The sequence below is a fragment of the bacterium genome, assembly GCA_029210545.1.
Lineage (GTDB): Bacteria > BMS3Abin14 > BMS3Abin14 > BMS3Abin14 > BMS3Abin14 > JARGFV01.
The window spans coordinates 18175-36345 of record JARGFV010000014.1; the positions used below are offsets into that span (position 1 = coordinate 18175).

Annotated in this window: 10 protein-coding genes, 1 pseudogene and 1 riboswitch; of the genes and pseudogenes, 10 read left to right on the top strand and 1 reads right to left on the bottom strand. The window is 57.2% G+C overall.

Annotated features, from left to right (window positions below; translation table 11 throughout):
- The first annotated feature begins 287 nt into the window (after nucleotides 1–287).
- The 7 genes from P1S46_02865 to selB all read left to right on the top strand — a co-directional run bounded on the left by P1S46_02865 (nucleotide 288) and on the right by selB (nucleotide 13191).
- Complete coding sequence (locus P1S46_02865) at nucleotides 288–3101, top strand: molybdopterin-dependent oxidoreductase (GenBank protein ID MDF1535428.1); 2814 nt, start codon at nucleotides 288–290, stop codon at nucleotides 3099–3101.
- A gap of 256 nt (nucleotides 3102–3357) precedes the next feature.
- Nucleotides 3358–4284: a formate dehydrogenase accessory protein FdhE gene (locus tag P1S46_02870; GenBank protein MDF1535429.1), complete on the top strand. Its 927-nt coding sequence runs from the start codon at nucleotides 3358–3360 to the stop codon at nucleotides 4282–4284.
- Between the two features lie 347 nt (nucleotides 4285–4631).
- Nucleotides 4632–4744, top strand: a riboswitch (molybdenum cofactor riboswitch).
- Nucleotides 4745–4873: 129 nt separating this feature from the next.
- On the top strand, nucleotides 4874–7975 hold the full coding sequence (gene fdnG, locus P1S46_02875; protein ID MDF1535430.1) for a formate dehydrogenase-N subunit alpha: 3102 nt from the start codon (nucleotides 4874–4876) through the stop codon (nucleotides 7973–7975).
- A gap of 17 nt (nucleotides 7976–7992) precedes the next feature.
- Nucleotides 7993–8820, top strand: coding sequence for a 4Fe-4S dicluster domain-containing protein (locus P1S46_02880; protein MDF1535431.1), 828 nt, complete (start codon nucleotides 7993–7995; stop codon nucleotides 8818–8820).
- Nucleotides 8820–9419, top strand: coding sequence for a formate dehydrogenase subunit gamma (locus P1S46_02885; protein ID MDF1535432.1), 600 nt, complete (start codon nucleotides 8820–8822; stop codon nucleotides 9417–9419). Before P1S46_02880 ends, P1S46_02885 begins: the two co-directional genes overlap by 1 nt.
- A gap of 250 nt (nucleotides 9420–9669) precedes the next feature.
- Nucleotides 9670–11088 (top strand): L-seryl-tRNA(Sec) selenium transferase, encoded by a 1419-nt coding sequence (selA, locus tag P1S46_02890; GenBank protein MDF1535433.1) that lies wholly within the window; start codon nucleotides 9670–9672, stop codon nucleotides 11086–11088.
- A 165-nt stretch (nucleotides 11089–11253) separates the two neighbouring features.
- Nucleotides 11254–13191, top strand: coding sequence for a selenocysteine-specific translation elongation factor (gene selB / locus P1S46_02895; GenBank protein ID MDF1535434.1), 1938 nt, complete (start codon nucleotides 11254–11256; stop codon nucleotides 13189–13191).
- 171 nt (nucleotides 13192–13362) lie between these two features.
- On the opposite strand, the pseudogene P1S46_02900 reads toward selB, so the two are convergent.
- A pseudogene (locus tag P1S46_02900) lies at nucleotides 13363–13524 on the bottom strand (transposase).
- Between the two features lie 1399 nt (nucleotides 13525–14923).
- On the opposite strand from P1S46_02900, the gene P1S46_02905 reads away from it, so the two are divergent.
- The 3 genes from P1S46_02905 (at nucleotide 14924) to P1S46_02915 (ending at nucleotide 17723) form a co-directional block, all read left to right on the top strand.
- On the top strand, nucleotides 14924–15316 hold the full coding sequence (locus P1S46_02905) for a hypothetical protein (protein ID MDF1535435.1): 393 nt from the start codon (nucleotides 14924–14926) through the stop codon (nucleotides 15314–15316).
- A gap of 74 nt (nucleotides 15317–15390) precedes the next feature.
- Nucleotides 15391–15939 carry a hypothetical protein gene (locus tag P1S46_02910; protein ID MDF1535436.1) on the top strand — a complete coding sequence of 183 codons (549 nt, stop codon included), beginning with the start codon at nucleotides 15391–15393 and terminating at the stop codon, nucleotides 15937–15939.
- Complete coding sequence (locus tag P1S46_02915) at nucleotides 15936–17723, top strand: EAL domain-containing protein (protein MDF1535437.1); 1788 nt, start codon at nucleotides 15936–15938, stop codon at nucleotides 17721–17723. Before P1S46_02910 ends, P1S46_02915 begins: the two co-directional genes overlap by 4 nt.
- Nucleotides 17724–18171: the final 448 nt, after the last annotated feature.

Below are 18171 nucleotides of genomic sequence, written 5' to 3' on the forward strand. Positions count from 1 at the left end.
AACCCTAAACCCGAAACCCGAAACCGTAGTTCCCCCCATTGATTCAAAGCCCTTTCTCTGCCATTATCGGCCGGTACCGCAAAAAACGTGGGATCGGTTTTTGCGGTGAAATGTGAACCGTAAAATGAACGCTATTGCCGTTGATCCGTTGCATCTGACCATGCGATTTTTTCTGAAAAGGGACTTTGATTGTTAACCGCAACTTAATTAATTACCAAATAGGCCTATATCGAATTGAAAACACGCTTCACCATTCACTTTTCACGTGTCACCAGCCTAAATAATCCATGAAAATCAACCGTCGAACCTTCCTCAAAACGAGCGGCTGTATGCTCGCTTCCATCCTTTCGGGCGGCAAGGCCTTTCCCCTGGGGGCAGCCCCGGCTGCCAGGGTCCTGTTCGGCCGAGAGGTTGCAAGCAGATGTCCACTGTGCTCCCTGGGGTGCGGACTCATCTATCGATCCCGGGGCCAGGGCCGCTGGCACGTGGAAGGAGATCCGGACTGTCCCATCGCGGAAGGGTCGCTGTGTGCCCGGGGCAGTGTTCTTACCACCTCCATCAATGACAGCCCGGCCGGGGTCACTCCGCTTTACAGGCCGCCCGGTTCAAACCGGTGGAAGGAGATCGGCTGGGAAGAGGCGGTTAAGCTGACCGCCAGACGTATCAAGGACCTGAGAGATCGGGAACTCGGGTACGTCAACGGTGACGGGGGAAAGCCGGTCAACCGTTTCGACGGGCTCGGGGTTCTGGCGGGCGGCAGCCTGACAAACGAGGAAGCGTACACCGTATCCAAGCTGTTCCGCGCCCTCGGCGTGACAAACATGGACACGACGGTCCGGTCGAGCCACGCCATGGCGCTTCTCGGACTCATGGATTCCCTCGGGTTCCCCGGAGCGACCCATCCGGCCCCCCAGGTTGTCCACAGTGACGTGGTGGTCCTCGTGGGCTGCAACCCCGGCCTGACGGCTCCTCCCCTGGCCAGGGCCCTGAACCGGGTTCGACAGCGGAGGGGGACGGTCATCGTCATTGATCCCCGACGTTCCGAAACCGTTAAAGGGGAGGATCTCTGGCTCCAGCTGCGCCCTGGAACCGACAACGCCGTACTCGGCGCCATGCTCAGCTGGATCCTCACCAACGCCGACATAAGCAAGGGCGATCTCATCGAGTACACCGACGCGTCGTATATCTCTCTCAGCGAGGTGATGGGTCGATACGAGAGATACACGACGGGCAAATACCAGAACTGGAACATCGTTGACGAGTCCCTTCAGGAGCCCTACTCCATATTCCAGCGGATGAAGGAGAACTTTGAAAGGTACGATATCCGGAAGGTGTCCAATATCGCCGGGGTGGACGTAGGGCTTTTACGCCGTGCCTGCTCGCTCCTCGCACGCACCACCAGCGCCGATTTTTCGGCTACCTTTGTGTTCGGGTCCGGTGCGCTTTCAAGCCCTTCGGGACCTGGCAAGGTCCGGATGGCCCTGGCCATCCAGGCTCTTCTCGGAAACCTGGACAAAAAAGGGGGCGGAATCGTTCTGCCGGTGGGGGCAGGGAATGCCCAGGGGGTCTGCGACATGGGACTGCTTGCGCCTTACCTGCCGGGTTATCTGCCGTTGCCGCGGCAAGGTGACAACCCCGACGGAGAAGGGTCCGGGGAAGCGTTGGAGGCGCTGCTGCGTTCATGGTATCCGGGCCAGACATCCCAAAGAGCGAAAAGCTACCTGCCCGTACTGGAACCTGACGAGCATCCAACCATCAGCACCATCCTCGAGGGGATGGAAGATGAGAGGGTGAGGGCTCTCATCACCATCGGCGCTGATCCCGCGGGAAGCGTTACCGACAGCTCCTCCATTTTACCGGCCCTCGACAATCTCGATCTCCTGGTCGTGATGGATTCCACTCTCAACCGGACCAGCCTGTTCTGGAGCCTTGAACCAGGCAGGGAAACCTCCATCAAGACCGAAGTTCTTTTTATCCCTATCCAGGCACCCGTGCAAAAGAACGGGTCCATGACCGACGGGGGCCGCAGGGTCCGGAGGGTTACGCCGCCCGAGGGCAGTGAAGATACCTCCCCGGGCCTGCTCCGGTTCGTTGTGCAGCTCGGCAACTCCATCCAAACCAATTACAGCCATGAAGGGGGAGTCCTTCCCGGTCCCGTGAAAGATCTGGATTGGCCCCTGGAGCGGCTTCCGGAGGAGGTGGCAGCGGAGATCAACGGTTCAAGGTCGGCCTTGTCAGGAGATATCCTCCTTCCTCCCGGTAAAGATTGGCAGAGTTCAGACCGCTGCCCGAATCACCTTTACAGGGGATGGGTGGAGGCCGGCCGCTGGAAGGCCTCTGACAGGGATCGCTCTGATCCGTACGCTCTGGGCCTGTATGAAAGGTGGGGATGGTTCTGGCCCTGGGGTATTGCGGACCCGTTCTCATGGATAATCCGTCGAAAAAGTGCGAGGGGTGTCTACCTGAGGTGGCACGGACAGGAGACAAGACCCTTTGCCTCCATTGATGTGCTGCCTATCCGTCCCCATTTGCCGGTGAAGTTCTGGAAACAGGTTCAGCAGGGCAGCCCGTTCCCGGAGCACTATGAGCCTTTCCACAGCCCTCTGTCCGACTTCCTGACAGGGGGGCGCTCCAATCCAAACATGGTACCCAGGCATGAGGGAAAAGATCAGTGGGGGTACCTTTCGAGGCGGCCTGGGGACATCCTGACCACCTATCCCGTCATTATCACCTTGCACAGGACAGCGAATATCATGGGCACAGGCGGCGTCACCGCCGGTTGGGATGCCCTGAGGGAACTGGGGACAGGCAGGATCGTGGAGATCGGTGTGGAGCTGGCCGATGGAATGGAGTTGATAACCGGGGACCTTGTCAGGATCATTTCCCCCCATAATGAAAAGGGTGTCGAGGCCCGTGTCCACGTCACGCGGAGAGTCGGCGTGTTCACGGACAACGGCAAACAGTATCATGTGGCGTCCGTCACCCTTTTCGGTGAGAACGGTCCCGGTATCAACACACTGACCCCGCCGGCCTTTGACCGCATCAGCGGGGGCATGGAGATGAAGGTGTTTATGGGGAGGATCGAAAAAGATGACGGCTGACAATTTCCGCCGCCATCTTTTTCGATCCAGTTCACGGTTTACAGTTTACGGTTTACAGTAAACCATTTACTGTTACTCTTTTTTGCGAACCGCGAACCGCGAACCGCGAACCGCGAACCGTGAACCGTGAACCGTGAATCGTGAAACGTGAACCCTTCGACAGTTCGACCATTCGACAAGCTCATGGCAGGCTGTAAACTATCAACTATAAACTGTAAACTGCCCTGTTGCATAACGCGCAACAATGGAGATTCCAATGTCTGAAAGCACTATCAGGAACAGGTCATTTAAAGATGCCCTCTTTTCTGGGTCCATGGACGCGGAGGGTATGGAAGACGTTCTTCAGCTTTACCGGGATCTTTTCCCCGTGGTCAGTGTCGGTGCAGGCGAGGGTGCCGATACCAGGGAACTGGGGGAAGAAGAGATCCAGATGCGGCTCGACGAAGGGTTCACACTTTTAGAGCCGGTCGATATCCTGCCCGATACCGGGGAATTGGCAAAAAGAGCCGAAGAGGTGGTGAAGATCCTTGTCGGTCATTCCGAAGACGCCGAGACTGTTACTTTGACCATGTCTTCCCTCCTTGAAGATCCGGATGCCTTCCATGGGCTTGCCGCTGTCTGGCTCAAGGAGGGAGATGCCGTCCTGAGGGAAAAGCTGGGGGACCTGGAAGGGGTAAACCCCGAGGCAGTGATGTTTGTCCTGTTTAACTCTCTCAAAGGGTCCTTCCTCGAGGCTGCCGCCAGGTTCTCCCATTTCGATACCGGTAAATGGGAGCAGGGACGATGCCCTGTCTGCGGTGGAGAACCGGCGGCCGCCTATACCATGGGAGAGGGCGGGAAAAGGCATCTCATCTGTCACCGCTGCGAGACTCACTGGCGGTTCAGGCGCCTTACCTGCCCTTACTGCGGCCACGAGAGCCCGGAGGAGTCCGGCTATCTGTTTTCAGAAGACCCGGAATACAGGTTCCTGACCGGCGCCGTCTGCGGTGAATGCCGCTCCTACATAAAGAGCTGGCGCGTGGAGGGGGACGATCCCGGTGATCTGCACCCTGAGGTGGAGGATCTGAAGACCCCCGGATTCGACAGGGCCGTGGAAGGGGAAAGCTACCGCAGGGGAGCGCCCAATATCTTCGGCGTCCGGGTCGGGACCGCGGAGGATAAAGGTCGCCCTGAAAGAGTGTGATTTTTATTTCAATCGCCCAGTTTACCCTTGAAAAATGAAGCTTCGTAGGATATGTTCATGTTTCATATGCATGCTGTGTCCCGGGGTGGGCGCTGTATGCATCCAATCCGGCATCATTCAAGATGCCCGTTTTGAGGGGTAGGACGAGTTTAAGATCCGGTTGCATTCAATTTGTAACCTCGCGGGAAGTCTCTTCGATATTTTACGGGCAGTCATGCCAATCGCACTACAGGCGTGATGACTCCCCCGTCGGGATGCGCACTCTGCGCACATCCTGTTTGATGGGTTTTTCAAGCCTATCACCACATACGGGCAGAACAGCCCGCCATAATATCTGACGAAAAAGTCAGTTAGGGGCCTTCCGATCCCGTCACATCCCTCCGGGATGGCCGGGACGATAGGGTGCCGGGAGCAATCCCGCCGCCTGCCGATTGCGCAAAGGAAGCCATGACATGCTCATGGCTTCCTTTTTGTATTTTTTAGAAGAAAAAACCGCAAAGGGGGGAGGAGGTGAAAGAGCCGAATTATCAGCGGACTGGTTGTCCACCGTCTTAACCATAACCCGTAAGAAAGGAAGGTGTAGACAAGGATGAACGTAACCAGGAGAGATTTTCTTAAGATCTCCGGTGCGACCATGTCTGGCGCCGCGCTCGGTGGCCTCGGCCTCCGGGGTACAGCGATGGCGGGAACCCGTACGGGTAACGTCGCCATCAAGTACGCCAAGGAGTCGACCACCGTCTGCCCTTACTGTGCCGTGGGCTGCGGCATGATCGTCAGTGCCCACGCCGGTAAGGTAGTGAATATTGAGGGAGATCCCGATCATCCGATCAACGAGGGAGCCCTCTGTTCCAAGGCGCAGGCAGTCAGACAGGTATCGGAGAACCCCTGGCGCATTACCAAGCCTCTGTACCGCGCGCCGCGCAGCGGTGAGTGGAAAGAGGTCTCTTGGGACTGGGCCTTCAACGAGATCGCAAAACGTGTGAAGAAAAGCCGTGACGCCGGTTTCACCAAGGTCAACGACAAGGGCCAGGTGGTGAACCGGAACGACGGGATGGCTTCCGTCGGTTCCGCGGCCCTCGACAACGAGGAATGCTATGTTCTCCAGAAGTGGCTTCGCGCCCTCGGCCTGGTGTATATCGAGCACCAGGCGCGCATATGACACAGCGCAACCGTAGCGGCTCTGGCAGAGTCGTTTGGAAGGGGCGCGATGACGAACCACTGGATCGACCTCCGGAACTCGGATGTCATCATGGTAGCTGGTTCGAACGCCGCCGAGAACCACCCCATCAGCTTCAGATGGGTCATGAAGGCCAAGGAGCAGGGCGCCAAGCTGCTTAGTTTGGACCCGCGGTTCACCAGAACCTCCTCGAAGGCCGACATCTACGCTCCGATCAGGTCCGGTTCCGACATCGCCTGGCTGGGCGGCATGATCAAGTACATCCTCGACAACGAGCTGTACCACAAGAAATATGTCGAGCTGTACACCAACGCTCCGTTCCTCGTGAACAAGGATTTCAAGATGCCGGGCGACCTGGACGGCGTGTTCTCGGGGTACGATCCCAAGAAACGGTCCTATGACAAGAAGGCCTGGGCCTTCCAGACCGACGCCGACGGTGTCGTGAAGAAGGATCCGGAGATGAAGGACCCGATGTGTGTCCTCCAGCTCCTCAAGAAGCACTACTCCAGGTACACCCTTGACAAGGTCTCGGCCATCAGCGGGACCCCCAAGGAAAAACTCCTCGAGGTGTACAAGACTTATGCCTCCACGGGCAAGCCCAACCGGACAGGCACCATCATGTACGCCATGGGCTGGACCCAGCACACCGTTGGAGTCCAGAACATCCGGGCGATGGCCATGATCCAGCTGCTTCTCGGAAACATCGGGATGGCCGGCGGCGGCGTCAACGCCCTGCGTGGTGAGTCCAACGTCCAGGGGTCCACGGACCACTGCCTGCTGTTCCACATCCTGCCCGGGTACCTGGGCACCCCCAACGCGGCCCAGGCGACTTTCGCACAGTATAACGAGGCGAAAACGCCCAAAACGAAAGAGCCCTATTCGGCCAACTGGTGGAGTAACTACCCGAAGTACAGCGCCAGCCTCCTCAGGGCCCACTTCGGCCTGAGCGCGGATCTCGGAAAGCAGTACACCTGGCTGCCCAAGCTCGACGTAGGCCAGAACGCCTCATGGCTGATGCTCTTCGACGAGATGCTCAAGGGCAAATTCACGGGCTTCTTCGCCTGGGGGATGAACCCCGCCTGTTCGGGCGCCAACTCGAACAAGACGCGTGCGGCTCTCGGCAAACTGGACTGGATGGTCAACGTCAACCTGTTCGACAACGAGACCGGCTCGTTCTGGCGCGGTCCCGGCATGGACCCCGGTCAGATCAAGACCGAGGTGTTCTTCCTGCCGTGCGCCATGTCCTTCGAGAAGGAAGGGTCCATCACCAACTCCGGCCGCTGGGCCCAGTGGCGCTACGCCGCTGTCAAGCCGCCGGCACCCACCGACGCGGACCTCGTCAACGAGCTCCAGTGGCGTGTGAGGAAGCTGTATGAGGAGCAGGGCGGAGTGTTCCCCGATCCGATCCTCAACCTCGCCTGGGATTACGGCCCCAAGGGCCCCGACGGCAAGACCACCCACATGGACGCACACCTCATCGCCAAGGAGATCAACGGCTACTACCTTGAGGACATCAAGGACGACAAGGGCAACGTCATCGCCAAAAAGGGTGAACTGGTGGTTTCCTTTGCCAAGCTAATGGCCAATGGGAAGACCTCCTCGGGCAACTGGCTGTACAGCCAGTCCTACAACGAGAGCGGCAACAACATGGCCCGGCGAGGCAAGTCCGACCCCACCGGAACCGGCCTGTACAACGGCTGGTCCTGGTGCTGGCCCGTCAACCGCCGGATCATCTACAACCGCGCCTCCGTGGACGAGTACGGGAGGCCCTTTGCTCCCCACAAGCCGGTTGTCTACTGGAACGGCGCCAAGTGGGTCGGCGACGTCCCGGACGGAGGATGGCCGCCCCTGCGCAAGCCCAACGGCACCTGGAACGAAGCGACGAAACTTGCCTACATCATGAAGCCCCACGGCGTTTCGCACCTCTACGGTCCCGGTCTCGCGGAAGGCCCCTTCCCGGAGCACTACGAGCCTCTGGAGTGTCCCATCGAGCGCAACCTCATGAACCCCCAGAGGATCAACCCGGTAGCGAAGCTCTTCACCGGGAAGATGGACCAGTTCCTCAACTGTGACGACAGGTATCCTATTGTCGCGACGACCTACCGGGTCAGCGAGCACTGGCAGACCGGTGTCCTGACAAGGTGGTTGCCGTGGCAGGCCGAGTTGATGCCGGCGAGCTTCCTTGAGATGAGCCAGGAACTCGCCAAGGAGAAGGGCATCAAGAACGGAGACAAGGTCGTCGTCTCCTCGGCTCGCGGCAAAGTTGACGCCGTCGCGGTCGTCACGATACGGTTCAAACCCTTCCAGGTAGCAGGTGCTACCGTCCATCAGGTGGGTCTCCCCTGGCACTTCGGTTGGGCAACAACGGCAGAGTACGACGTCATGGCTAACGGGAAGCCTTACAGCAACCCGACCTATGGCGATGCGGCCAACCTGCTTACGCCCAACATAGGGGACGCCAATACCATGATCCCAGAGACGAAGGCCTTCATGGTCAGCGTCGAGAAGAAATAGGGAAGGGGGTGATTTGAGTGGCTGAAAAAATAATCGTAATCGATACTTCCAAATGCACTGCCTGCCGCGGCTGCCAGACAGCCTGCAAGCAGTGGAACTCTCTGTCCGCAGTCAAGACAGAAAATTACGGCAGCTACGAGAACCCCCCGGATCTCTCCTTTAACACCTACACCAAGATTCGCTTCAACGAGGTGGAAAAAGGTGGAGAACTGAGTTGGTTCTTTGGCCAGCACCGGTGCATGCACTGTTCAGACGCCGGATGCATGAAGGCCTGCCCGGTCCCCGGAGCCATCACCCGCGACGCCAGCGGCGCCGTCGTGATCAACCAGGGCCTGTGCACGGGCTGCAAGTACTGCGTGTTCGGCTGCCCCTTCGACGTTCCGCGTTACGACGCCATGAACGCTGAAGGGTTCGGAGTCGACAAGGCGTTCAAGTGCACCATGTGCTTCGATCGCCAGGAGATGGGAATGGAGCCCGCCTGTACGAAGACCTGTAACACCGATGCCCTGAGCTTCACCAGCAGGTCGAAGCTCGAGACCATCAAGGCCGACGCTGCCCAGCGCGGTCTCACGGTCTACGATGGCGGGTCACTGAACACCGGCGTGGTGTTCCTGCTGGAGGATAAGGCCGATCAGTACGGTCTTCCCGTCAGTCCGGCGATACCTACCCCAACGTTCCTGTGGCGCACGGTCATGAAACCACTTGGCGTTGTCGGGTTCCTCGCAGCCATCTTTGCCGTTATCGCGCACTATGTCATCATTGGTCCCAAGGACATCGAGGAAGAGGACGGAGGAGCACCACCATCTCCGCCCAAGTCACCGATGGGGGAAGGGGGTGAGTACTGATGTCTCATCATCTCGTCAAACGATTCTCCTCCGGTGAGCGGTTCATTCACTGGGTCCACATGATCTCCTTCATCACCCTGGCCCTGACCGGTCTCGGGCTGTACGCCAGGTCGTTTTTCGGCCTGACCGGCCTGTTCGGCGGGATCGACTCTTCACGGGTGATCCATCACTACACCGGACTGGTGTTCGCGGTCACGTCCCTTGCGGTCTTCTTCCAGTGGTTCAAGGATTTCTCGGCCCCTGGTGAGGATTCCCTCGCAGACGTGATCAAGGGCTACCTGGATCACAGCTTCCACCCCCAGTCAGGCAAGATAAATTTCGGCCAGAAGCTCCTTGGCTGGTTCTCTTTCCTGTTCGGAGTGGGAATGATCGTAACCGGTCTTGCCATGTGGTTCCCCTTCACGCTGGGACGCGGTCTGCAGCAGTGGATGTACTTCCTGCACAACTTCGTGTTCATATGCTTCATGCTGCTGATGATCGTTCACGTTTACCTGAGTACCACAGGTAACCCAGGCACCTGGAGAGCCATGTCCAGGGGCACGGTAACCAAGGGCTGGGCCAAGAAGCATCATCCCAAATGGGATGGTGAAGAGGCCTAAAGACCTGTACAAGTTGGTTAAAAGGGGCGCTGCTTTGGCAGCGCCCCTTTTTTTGGTGCAGGTCTTCAGGCCCTCCAGTGTAGAGTGCAGAACCTGGACCGAGACCGAGAACTAGACCTGGACCTAGTCCTGGAAAGAACTTCTGAGCCTTTCTCTACGACTAGGACCAGGACTTGGACTACGACCAGGACCTGTACTTCGGTACTAGGAACTAGGCACTGGGTACGCTTTCCTTTATAATCCCCTGGTTATGTCCAAATTTCCTCCCGACAAGAGTCTTCTTCGCCATCTGCCCAAGGTCGATTCGGTCCTGGAGCACCCAGCCGTTAAAAAACTTTGCGGCTGCGTGCCTGAACTGATCATTAAAGATGGGGTCCGACGGGAGGTTGACCATCTGAGGCACAGGATGCGTGAAGGCGATATCACTTCAGTAAAATACCTGGCACTGGATCGTGTGGCAGCCGGTGCCGTCCACAGGATCCGGGAGATGGACCGGCCCAGGCTTCGGAAGGTCATCAACGCCACCGGTGTCGTGATCCATACCAACCTTGGACGAAGTCCCCTGCCCGAGGAAGCCATCCGACAGATCGGGCTGGCCGCCAGGGGCTACTCCAACCTGGAGTACGACATCGAAGGTGGAAAGCGCGGCTCCAGGGACGACCTGGTGGAAGAGCTCCTGTGCCGTCTCACCGGCGCTCAGGCCGCCACCGTGGTCAACAACAACGCGGCCGCTGTCATGCTCGTCCTGCGGACCCTGGCGGCGGGTCGTTCGGCCGTCGTCTCCAGGGGGGAACTCGTGGAGATCGGAGGCAGTTTCCGGATCCCCGACGTCATGGAGGCATCGGGAGCGAAACTGGCCGAGGTGGGCACCACCAACAGGACCCGCATCGACGACTACCGCAAGGGCATCACCGGCGAAACGGCTCTTCTGCTCAAGGTCCACACCAGCAACTACCGGATCGTGGGGTTCGCCGAGGAGGCGTCCGTCACCGAACTGGTTGCCCTTGGCCGTGAGAAGAAGATCCCGGTTGCCGTGGACCTGGGAAGCGGGTGCCTGGTGGACCTGAGGAATCTGGGTCTCAAATACAGCGAACCCACGGTGGACGAGGTCCTCTCCCAGGGGGCCGACGTGGTGACCTTCTCGGGGGACAAGCTCCTGGGGGGACCCCAGGCCGGTATCATCGTCGGAAGCGGCAGGGCCATGGAAGCGATCAAGAAGAACCCGATGAAGAGGGCCCTGAGGGTGGGCAAACTGACTCTTTCCGCTCTCGAGGCGGTCCTCAAGGCATATCTTGACCCTGCCACCGCGGTTCACCAAATCCCGGTTCTTCGCATGATCTCCACTTCAAAGGAGAAGATCGCCCAAAGAGCCCGGCGTTTTGCCGGACGCCTCGCGGATCTCCCGATGCGGTCTTCGACCGTTTTATCCGTCTCCCGGGTGGGCGGCGGTTCCCTTCCCCTGGAGGAACTGCCCACCATGCTTTTGGCCCTGGAACCGGACGGCATCTCGGCACAGGAGCTGGAGGGACGCCTGCGCATGGCTGATCCGCCGGTGGTGGGACGGATCGTGGATGATAAGCTGTGTCTGGATCTGAGGACCGTGGCATCAAGTGAACTGGGGGAACTGGAGAGAGCGATCAGGGGAGCGCTCCATGATGTTCAACCGTAAGATCGCTCGTATCGGTGTGTCGGAGTATCGGCGTGTCGGCGTGAGAACCAAAACATTTCATAGAATCGGCGTATCGGTGTGTCGAGGTAGAGATCAGGGTCCTTATGTTTCTTTACCCCGTTACTCCGTTACCCCGATACCTCGTTACCATGGAGGTCAGTAGCGTTGACCACCCAGGGCCACATCATAATCGGCACGGCCGGGCACATCGACCACGGCAAGACATCGTTGGTCAAGCTTTTAACCGGCGTCGACACCGACCGTCTCAAGGAGGAGAAGGAAAGGGGGATCACTATCGAACTCGGGTTCGCCCCGGTCACCCTCCCTTCAGGTGCGCGTCTCGGTCTCGTCGATGTGCCCGGACACGAGCGATTCATCAAGAACATGGTCGCCGGCGCCACCGGCATCGACATGGTGCTCCTTGTCATTGCCGCCGACGAGGGGGTGATGCCCCAGACAAGGGAACACCTGGATATCTGCCAGCTTCTCGGTGTGAAGATCGGGGTCGTCGCCCTGACAAAGGCCGACATGGTGGACGCGGAGTGGCTGGAGATGGTCACTGAAGATGTGCGTGACTACCTTTCCGGGTCCTTTCTCGAAGGAGCTTCCATCGTCCCCTGCTCTTCCGTTACCCGACAGGGAAGGGAGGATCTCCTCGCTGCCGTGGACGAGGCCGCAGCAAGGGTCTCCTCCCGCACCAGCGAGGGCATTTTCCGCCTTCCGGTGGACCGCGTGTTCACCATGAAAGGGTTCGGTACAGTGGTCACCGGAACTCTCATATCGGGGGCAGTTTCTTCCGGGCAGGATGTGGTTTTCCTGCCGGGGGAGAAAAAGGCCAGACTGAGAGGGATGCAGGTCCACGGTGAGCTGGTTGACAAGAGCTCAGCGGGGACAAGGACCGCCCTCAACCTCCAGGGGATCGACAAGGACGAGATCCAGCGGGGCCAGACGGCAGCGGTAGAAGGCGTGCTCAGGTCCACCCTCATGCTGGACGCGAAGATCACGCTGCTGGGATCAGCCCCCCGTCCCCTCAAGAACAGGGATCGGCTGCGCCTGCACCTTTTCACCTCCGAGGTAATGACCAGGGTGACCATCCTGGAAGGTGAAGTCATCGAACCAGGGTCGGAAGGACTGGTGCAGCTGCGCCTCGAAGAACCGGCCATCGCGCTGCCCGGAGACCGCTTTGTCGTCCGGAGCTACTCCCCCATGACCACCATCGGTGGCGGGCACATTATCGACGTCCTTCCCAGAAAACATCGCCGTAACCGGCAGCCGGTCATCGACCTCCTGCTTCGTCTCGACCAGGGCAGCAGGGAGGAACGTGTCCTGGCGTTCCTTACCGAAGCGGCGGACAATGGTCTCTGGGCCGTTGACCTGGCCCTCAGGAACAGTATGGAGGCCTCCGCCATGGGAAGCCTCCTGGACCAGCTGGCGGGGGAGGGCAAGGTGGTTGTCGCCGCCGCAGGGGAGGGGACCCTCGTCTACTCGGCCGGGTCATTCGGGCAGCTTCAGGAGCGTTTCGTAAGAGCCCTGGAGAAGTTCCACGAGTCCAACCCGGCGAAGAGCGGGATCGGCCGGGAAGAACTCCGGATGAGGGTGGCCCGGCAGATGCCCGACCGGCCCTACCGGAACCTCCTGTCTGCCCTGGAATCGAGAAATAAGATCGCCCTTGACGGAGATAACGTGAGGCTTTTTGCCCATCAGGCGACGCTGTCGCCCGACCAGGAAAAGGTGGCGGCGAAGGTAGTAAAAACCCTCACCGCGAACGGGGTCTCCGCCCCGTTCCTCACGGACCTGGCCGAGGAGCTGAAACTTCCGGTTCCAGATCTCAAGGCGGTCATGAACCTCCTGGCCGAGCGGGGTGACCTTGTCCGGATAAAGGACGATTACTTCATCATACCCCAGGCCCACACCGGTCTCATGAACGGTGTCGAAGCCTGGTACGCGTCCAATACCGAGATGGCTCTTGCCGATTTCCGCGGGATCGTGAACACGACCAGGAAGTGGATGATCCCGCTCCTGGAGTACCTGGACCGGACCCAGGTCACCATGCGCAAGGGGGATGTGAGGATCAAGAGGGGGGCTGTGAGGCGTGAAGCATAGAGCGTCAAGCGTGAAGCGTAAAAGCATTTAGCTGGCAGCTGATAGCTATCAGCTAACCGCGGCCTTTTAGCATCACATCCTTAAAATCTGTCTCGCGCAGGGACTAGCAGCGTGTCGGGAAACCGTGTCACGCTGCTAGATAGTGTTTGTCGGAAGATGTTGTTTCGCATTTTATTTCCCGTATCTGAACAGCTTCAACAGGTTGTGCGTCAAACACACCAGATCCCATTCGGCCTGACAATGATCCAGGCCACGGAAACTGAACCGTCTGAATCCACGCACCTGTTTGATCTGCCCGAACACCGGTTCCACACCCGAAATCCACCCGGAACGTTCCTGAAGCGTGGATTTCGGGTCTTGAAACGAAGATCCTCGGGCAACTCGTCACCACGCGCACCTTTGCCGTAAACAGCGTCCCCCTTCTTGTCAACCTTACCGGCAAGAACACGAAAGGGAACCGAATGCCAGGTCGCCTGTTCAACCTTGACAGGGTCGCAAAAAGTCCAATCCGGGACTTTTCGCTCCACGGAAAGGGAAAAGCGTCGTTTTCCCTTTCCTTACAAATCAATGACTTACGGAGTGAGTCATTGATTTGGGCGCCCCGCGCGGGGCGCGTTGATGACTTTTTGCGAAGTCATCAACATTAATGTCTAACAGTTGCGGAACTCCCTTGCAATGCAGTAAAATATTGGCACATGGTTGGGGAGAAGGTGGGGAAGTAAACATCCTGGGAATGTCATCATTGAGATCACACCAAACCGTCTTTCCGGAAGGGGAGGCGGATTTTTTGGTTAAAGAATTTATGGTTGCGTTTGGAAAGTCTGAGAACCAGAGGTGCGACCCCAAGGGGTACCACTGAGGCCTCAAAGGAACTACTCTTATAGGGAGATACTAATTGAGCAATGGGGTTATTAAAGTAATATTTGACTGCAATGTTCTTGCTAGGTTTACAGAACTACCAATGGAGGATTACAAGCGAGCTGTGAGCATTATCAGAGATAAATATTCATATTACCAAACACCACATCTCACCGCTGAAATGAGTGGTGTTGCATTGTCAAATAAAACAGAAAAGTTGCACCGCTACTGTAGGTTCTTGATGCAAATAACAAGTAAAAATAGGCGTTTGTTGAAGTCATGCAACGATATTGCTCGAAATCAATTAAAAGGTGATGTGACAATTTATGAGGAAGATGGTGAGTGTAGGAAATGGAGGCGATTTGTTAGTGAACCAGTTTTGGGGAAAACTTTTTAAATATATATCAGAAGCGGATAATATGGTTTTTTCTAATAAAAGAATAGTTGGTTTTGATGAATTCATGAAAACAATCTTACAATAACTTTCTCGGTGCCAGAGACCGGGGGGAATTAAGATTAGCGCACTAGTGCACCTGGGGAAACTCAGGATGATTTGAGGTATGGGCCACGATTGTGGATGCAGAGTCTTATATTGGAATCATAATGTCTGTTGTTTATAGCCTTCCCTTCAGGCGGCCCGAAGTTTTAATAACCGCTTTGAACTGTCATGCCATCAAGCAAGGCTTTCCACGTGGACCCTTATCAAAGGTCATACGTTTCAGAGGGTGACCCCTGGTAGGGGCAAAGCTTGGGGTCAGGGGAATACCAGTAACAGGTAACAAGTGAAAAAAATGCAGGCGGGACGAAAAGCGAATCGCTTATTGAATAGTGGCCCGCTTTATGGTTGTTTCTTCGGATAAAAATCATTCCCGCCATGCCATTCGGAAGCGGCCTCCTGGACATTGTTCACCGCCGTCCCGCCGCCGTAACAGCGTTCCTGATCCTCCTGTACGCCGCCATGGCCTGGTCCCAGAGGTCCATCCTGGATGATGCCTTCATCTCGTTCAGGTATGCGGCCAACCTGGCTCAGGGCCATGGCCTTGTCTGGAACACGGGTGAAGCGCCCATCGAGGGGTTCACGAACTTTCTCTGGGTGCTGATCATGACGGTCCCGCACCTTGCCGGCATCGATCCTGTTGCGTTCAGTATGATTCTCGGCATCCTGGCGTTCGCCGCTGCCCTTGCGGTCCAGTTCCGGCTCGCGGCTGTGGTTACAGGGCAACCTTGGGCGGGTACCGCCGCGGTACTTGTCCTCGGCGGGCTCTAATCATTCCATCAGGCGACCCACAGGTCTACCGCGGACAACTCCCAGACGGAATCGATCAGGGTCTTGGCCACCTGATGGACTACGGTGACGCCTGGATCACCACGGGCGTGATGCTCGGAGAGTATCTGGGAAACGCGCGGGGAGAGCCGGTGACCATCGCCCTGACCCCGGCGGGAGCCATCCCCTATTATTCGAAGCTTAGGACCATCGACATGCTCGGGCTGAACGACCGCGGGGTAGCCGAAAACGGCCTGCATGCACCGCAAAATGCCGCCGGTCACCAGCTGGTGGCGCCGATCAGCTACCTGAGGGATCGCGGGGTCAACCTTTTGCTTGGACATCCTGCCACCTACGATACCGCGGCCGATCCCCGGGTTTACCTGGAGAAGGCGATCTCCCGGGTCGCCTTCATGAGCGAGGCCAACATCCGTCAGCTGTCTCCGGTGGTCCGCATCGTGGAGATCCCGGTGTTGAAAAACAGGAAGATCGTGGCCGTTTACCTTAACGATCACGAACATATCGACCGCCTGATCACCACGGGCACCTTCAGGTCTTATCAGGTTGAGATCATGGAAAGCCATACCCGGAAAACTTTTCATAAAACTGCGGCGGTGCTGGAATGAGTGCTAAAACTACCAAGGCCGATCTCGTCAAGAGGATAAAGCGACTCGAGAAAATCGAGAAGAACCTCAAAAGAGAAAACCGGCAGTATGTTCTGGCGGCCAAAAGTTCCAAGGACGGCCTGTGGTTCTGGGACCTCGGAGCGGACCGGATCTTTTATTCCGCGCGGTTTAAATCGATGCTCGGCTTCAAGGATAATGAGATGACGGATCGCCCCGAAGAGTGGTTCAAACGTGTCCACCTGGAGGACCTCCCGCGACTTGAGATGGAGATAGCCTCGCACCTGAATGGGGGTTCAAAAGAGCTGGCGGTCGAGTTCCGGATGCTCCACAAGGACGGCACGCAGCGCTGGTTCGACTGCAGGGGCATGGCAGCCCGCAGCGGCAGGAAAAAACCGGATAGCATTGCGGGATCGCTTACCGATATTACTATCCGGAAAAAGGAATATGAACAACTCAATCTTCAAACCTTTTATGACTATCTGACCGGACTCCCGAACCGTGCCTATTTCCTGGAACAACTCAAACAGGCCTTTAAAAACGTCCACCGTAACCGTGACTCGATGTTCGCCGTTATGTACCTGGACCTGGATCGCTTCAAGATCTTCAACGAAGGCCTCGGGCACAGTTCGGGAGACGAACTACTGAAGATCATCTCCCATGTCCTGGAAAGCGCACTGCGCCCGAAAGACATAATCGCAAGGGTCGGAGGGGACGAATTCACCATTCTCCTTAACGATATCTGGGACACGAAAGACGCGGAACTCGTGGCCAGGAGGATTCAGAGCAAACTGAGCAAGCCCCTCAAGGTGGGCGGCCAGGAAGTCTTCATCAGCACCAGCATAGGGATTGCCACCAGTGACCTTGATTTTGCCATGCCTGACGACCTGGTTCGGTATGCCGATGTGGCTATGAGACAGGCCAAGGCGCTCGGCGGGGGTCGCTATACTCTGTTTGACAGGACGATGCATGTAAACACTAAGGGTACATTGCGCCTGGAGACGGATCTGAGAAGAGCGATTGAACGAAAGGAGTTTAAAAACTTCTATCAGCCGATCATCCAGCTGGATACTGGCGAAGTTGTAGGATTCGAAGCGCTGATAAGGTGGTTTCATCCAGATCGTGGTCTGGTGCCGCCCGGGGATTTTATCCCCCTGGCGGAGCAGACGGGCCTGATCATCGATATCGGCCAGTGGGTCCTTTCGGAAGCCTGCCGCCAGTTGCGAATATGGAAGAAGAGATACGTGAACGGCAAGGATTGCATGGTGAGCGTGAACCTTTCCGGGAAGCAGTTCAGTCAGCCTGATATAGTTGAGGCATTCCAAAAGATCATCACCAGGGGGAAGGTTGACCCTAAAGACGTCTGGCTTGAGATCACCGAGACCGCCATCATGCAGAACCCGGCTACCGCCGCCAGCATGCTTGCCAGGATAAAGAAGATGAAGATCCAGCTCTGCATTGACGATTTCGGGACGGGTTACTCGTCACTTGGAACCCTCCACAACTTTCCCATCGACAAGTTGAAGATCGACAGGTCGTTCATCAACCGCCTTGGGAGCGACGAGGAGAGCCTGGAGATCGTCAGGACCATCATCGCATTGGCAAATCATCTGAAACTTGACGTGGTGGCTGAAGGTATCGAGACAAGAAAACAGATGGCGATCCTGCAGGATCTGAAGTGCATGTACGCACAGGGGTTTCTCTTTGCCCGCCCGATGGAGGCGTCCAAGGCGGCCGGATTGCTGGGGAAGAACATCTTTAAACGAATGATGAAGGCAGCCGGTTGACCAGACCGGGACTTCTCCGGTTCGAAGGTTGATGCACCTCGCAAAAAGTCCAGGCGGGACTTTTCGCTCAACGGGAAGGGAAAAGCGTGGTTCTCCCTTCCCTCACAGATCGCTGACATATTTGCCGGTCATTGATCCGGGCGCCGCTCCCAGGCGCGGCTATTCATTGATTTGGGCGCCCCGCGCGGGGCGCGTTGATGACTTTTTGCGAAGTCATCAACATTCTACCATATCATCGACGGGGTTCGGCACCGGCGTCGCTTTTGGGTATGGAGAAAAAATTTGTGTCTACCTTCGAAACAGGGCGTAAATCGCCACCCCGATCCCCATATAGATCATCTTGTTGCCGGGCAGGTCCGTTACCTCAGAGATAAGGATCATCCCCATCCCGAAAATAACCATCCAGAACAGTTCAGCGCCCTGTAACGGTATTCCCATCAGAGTATAG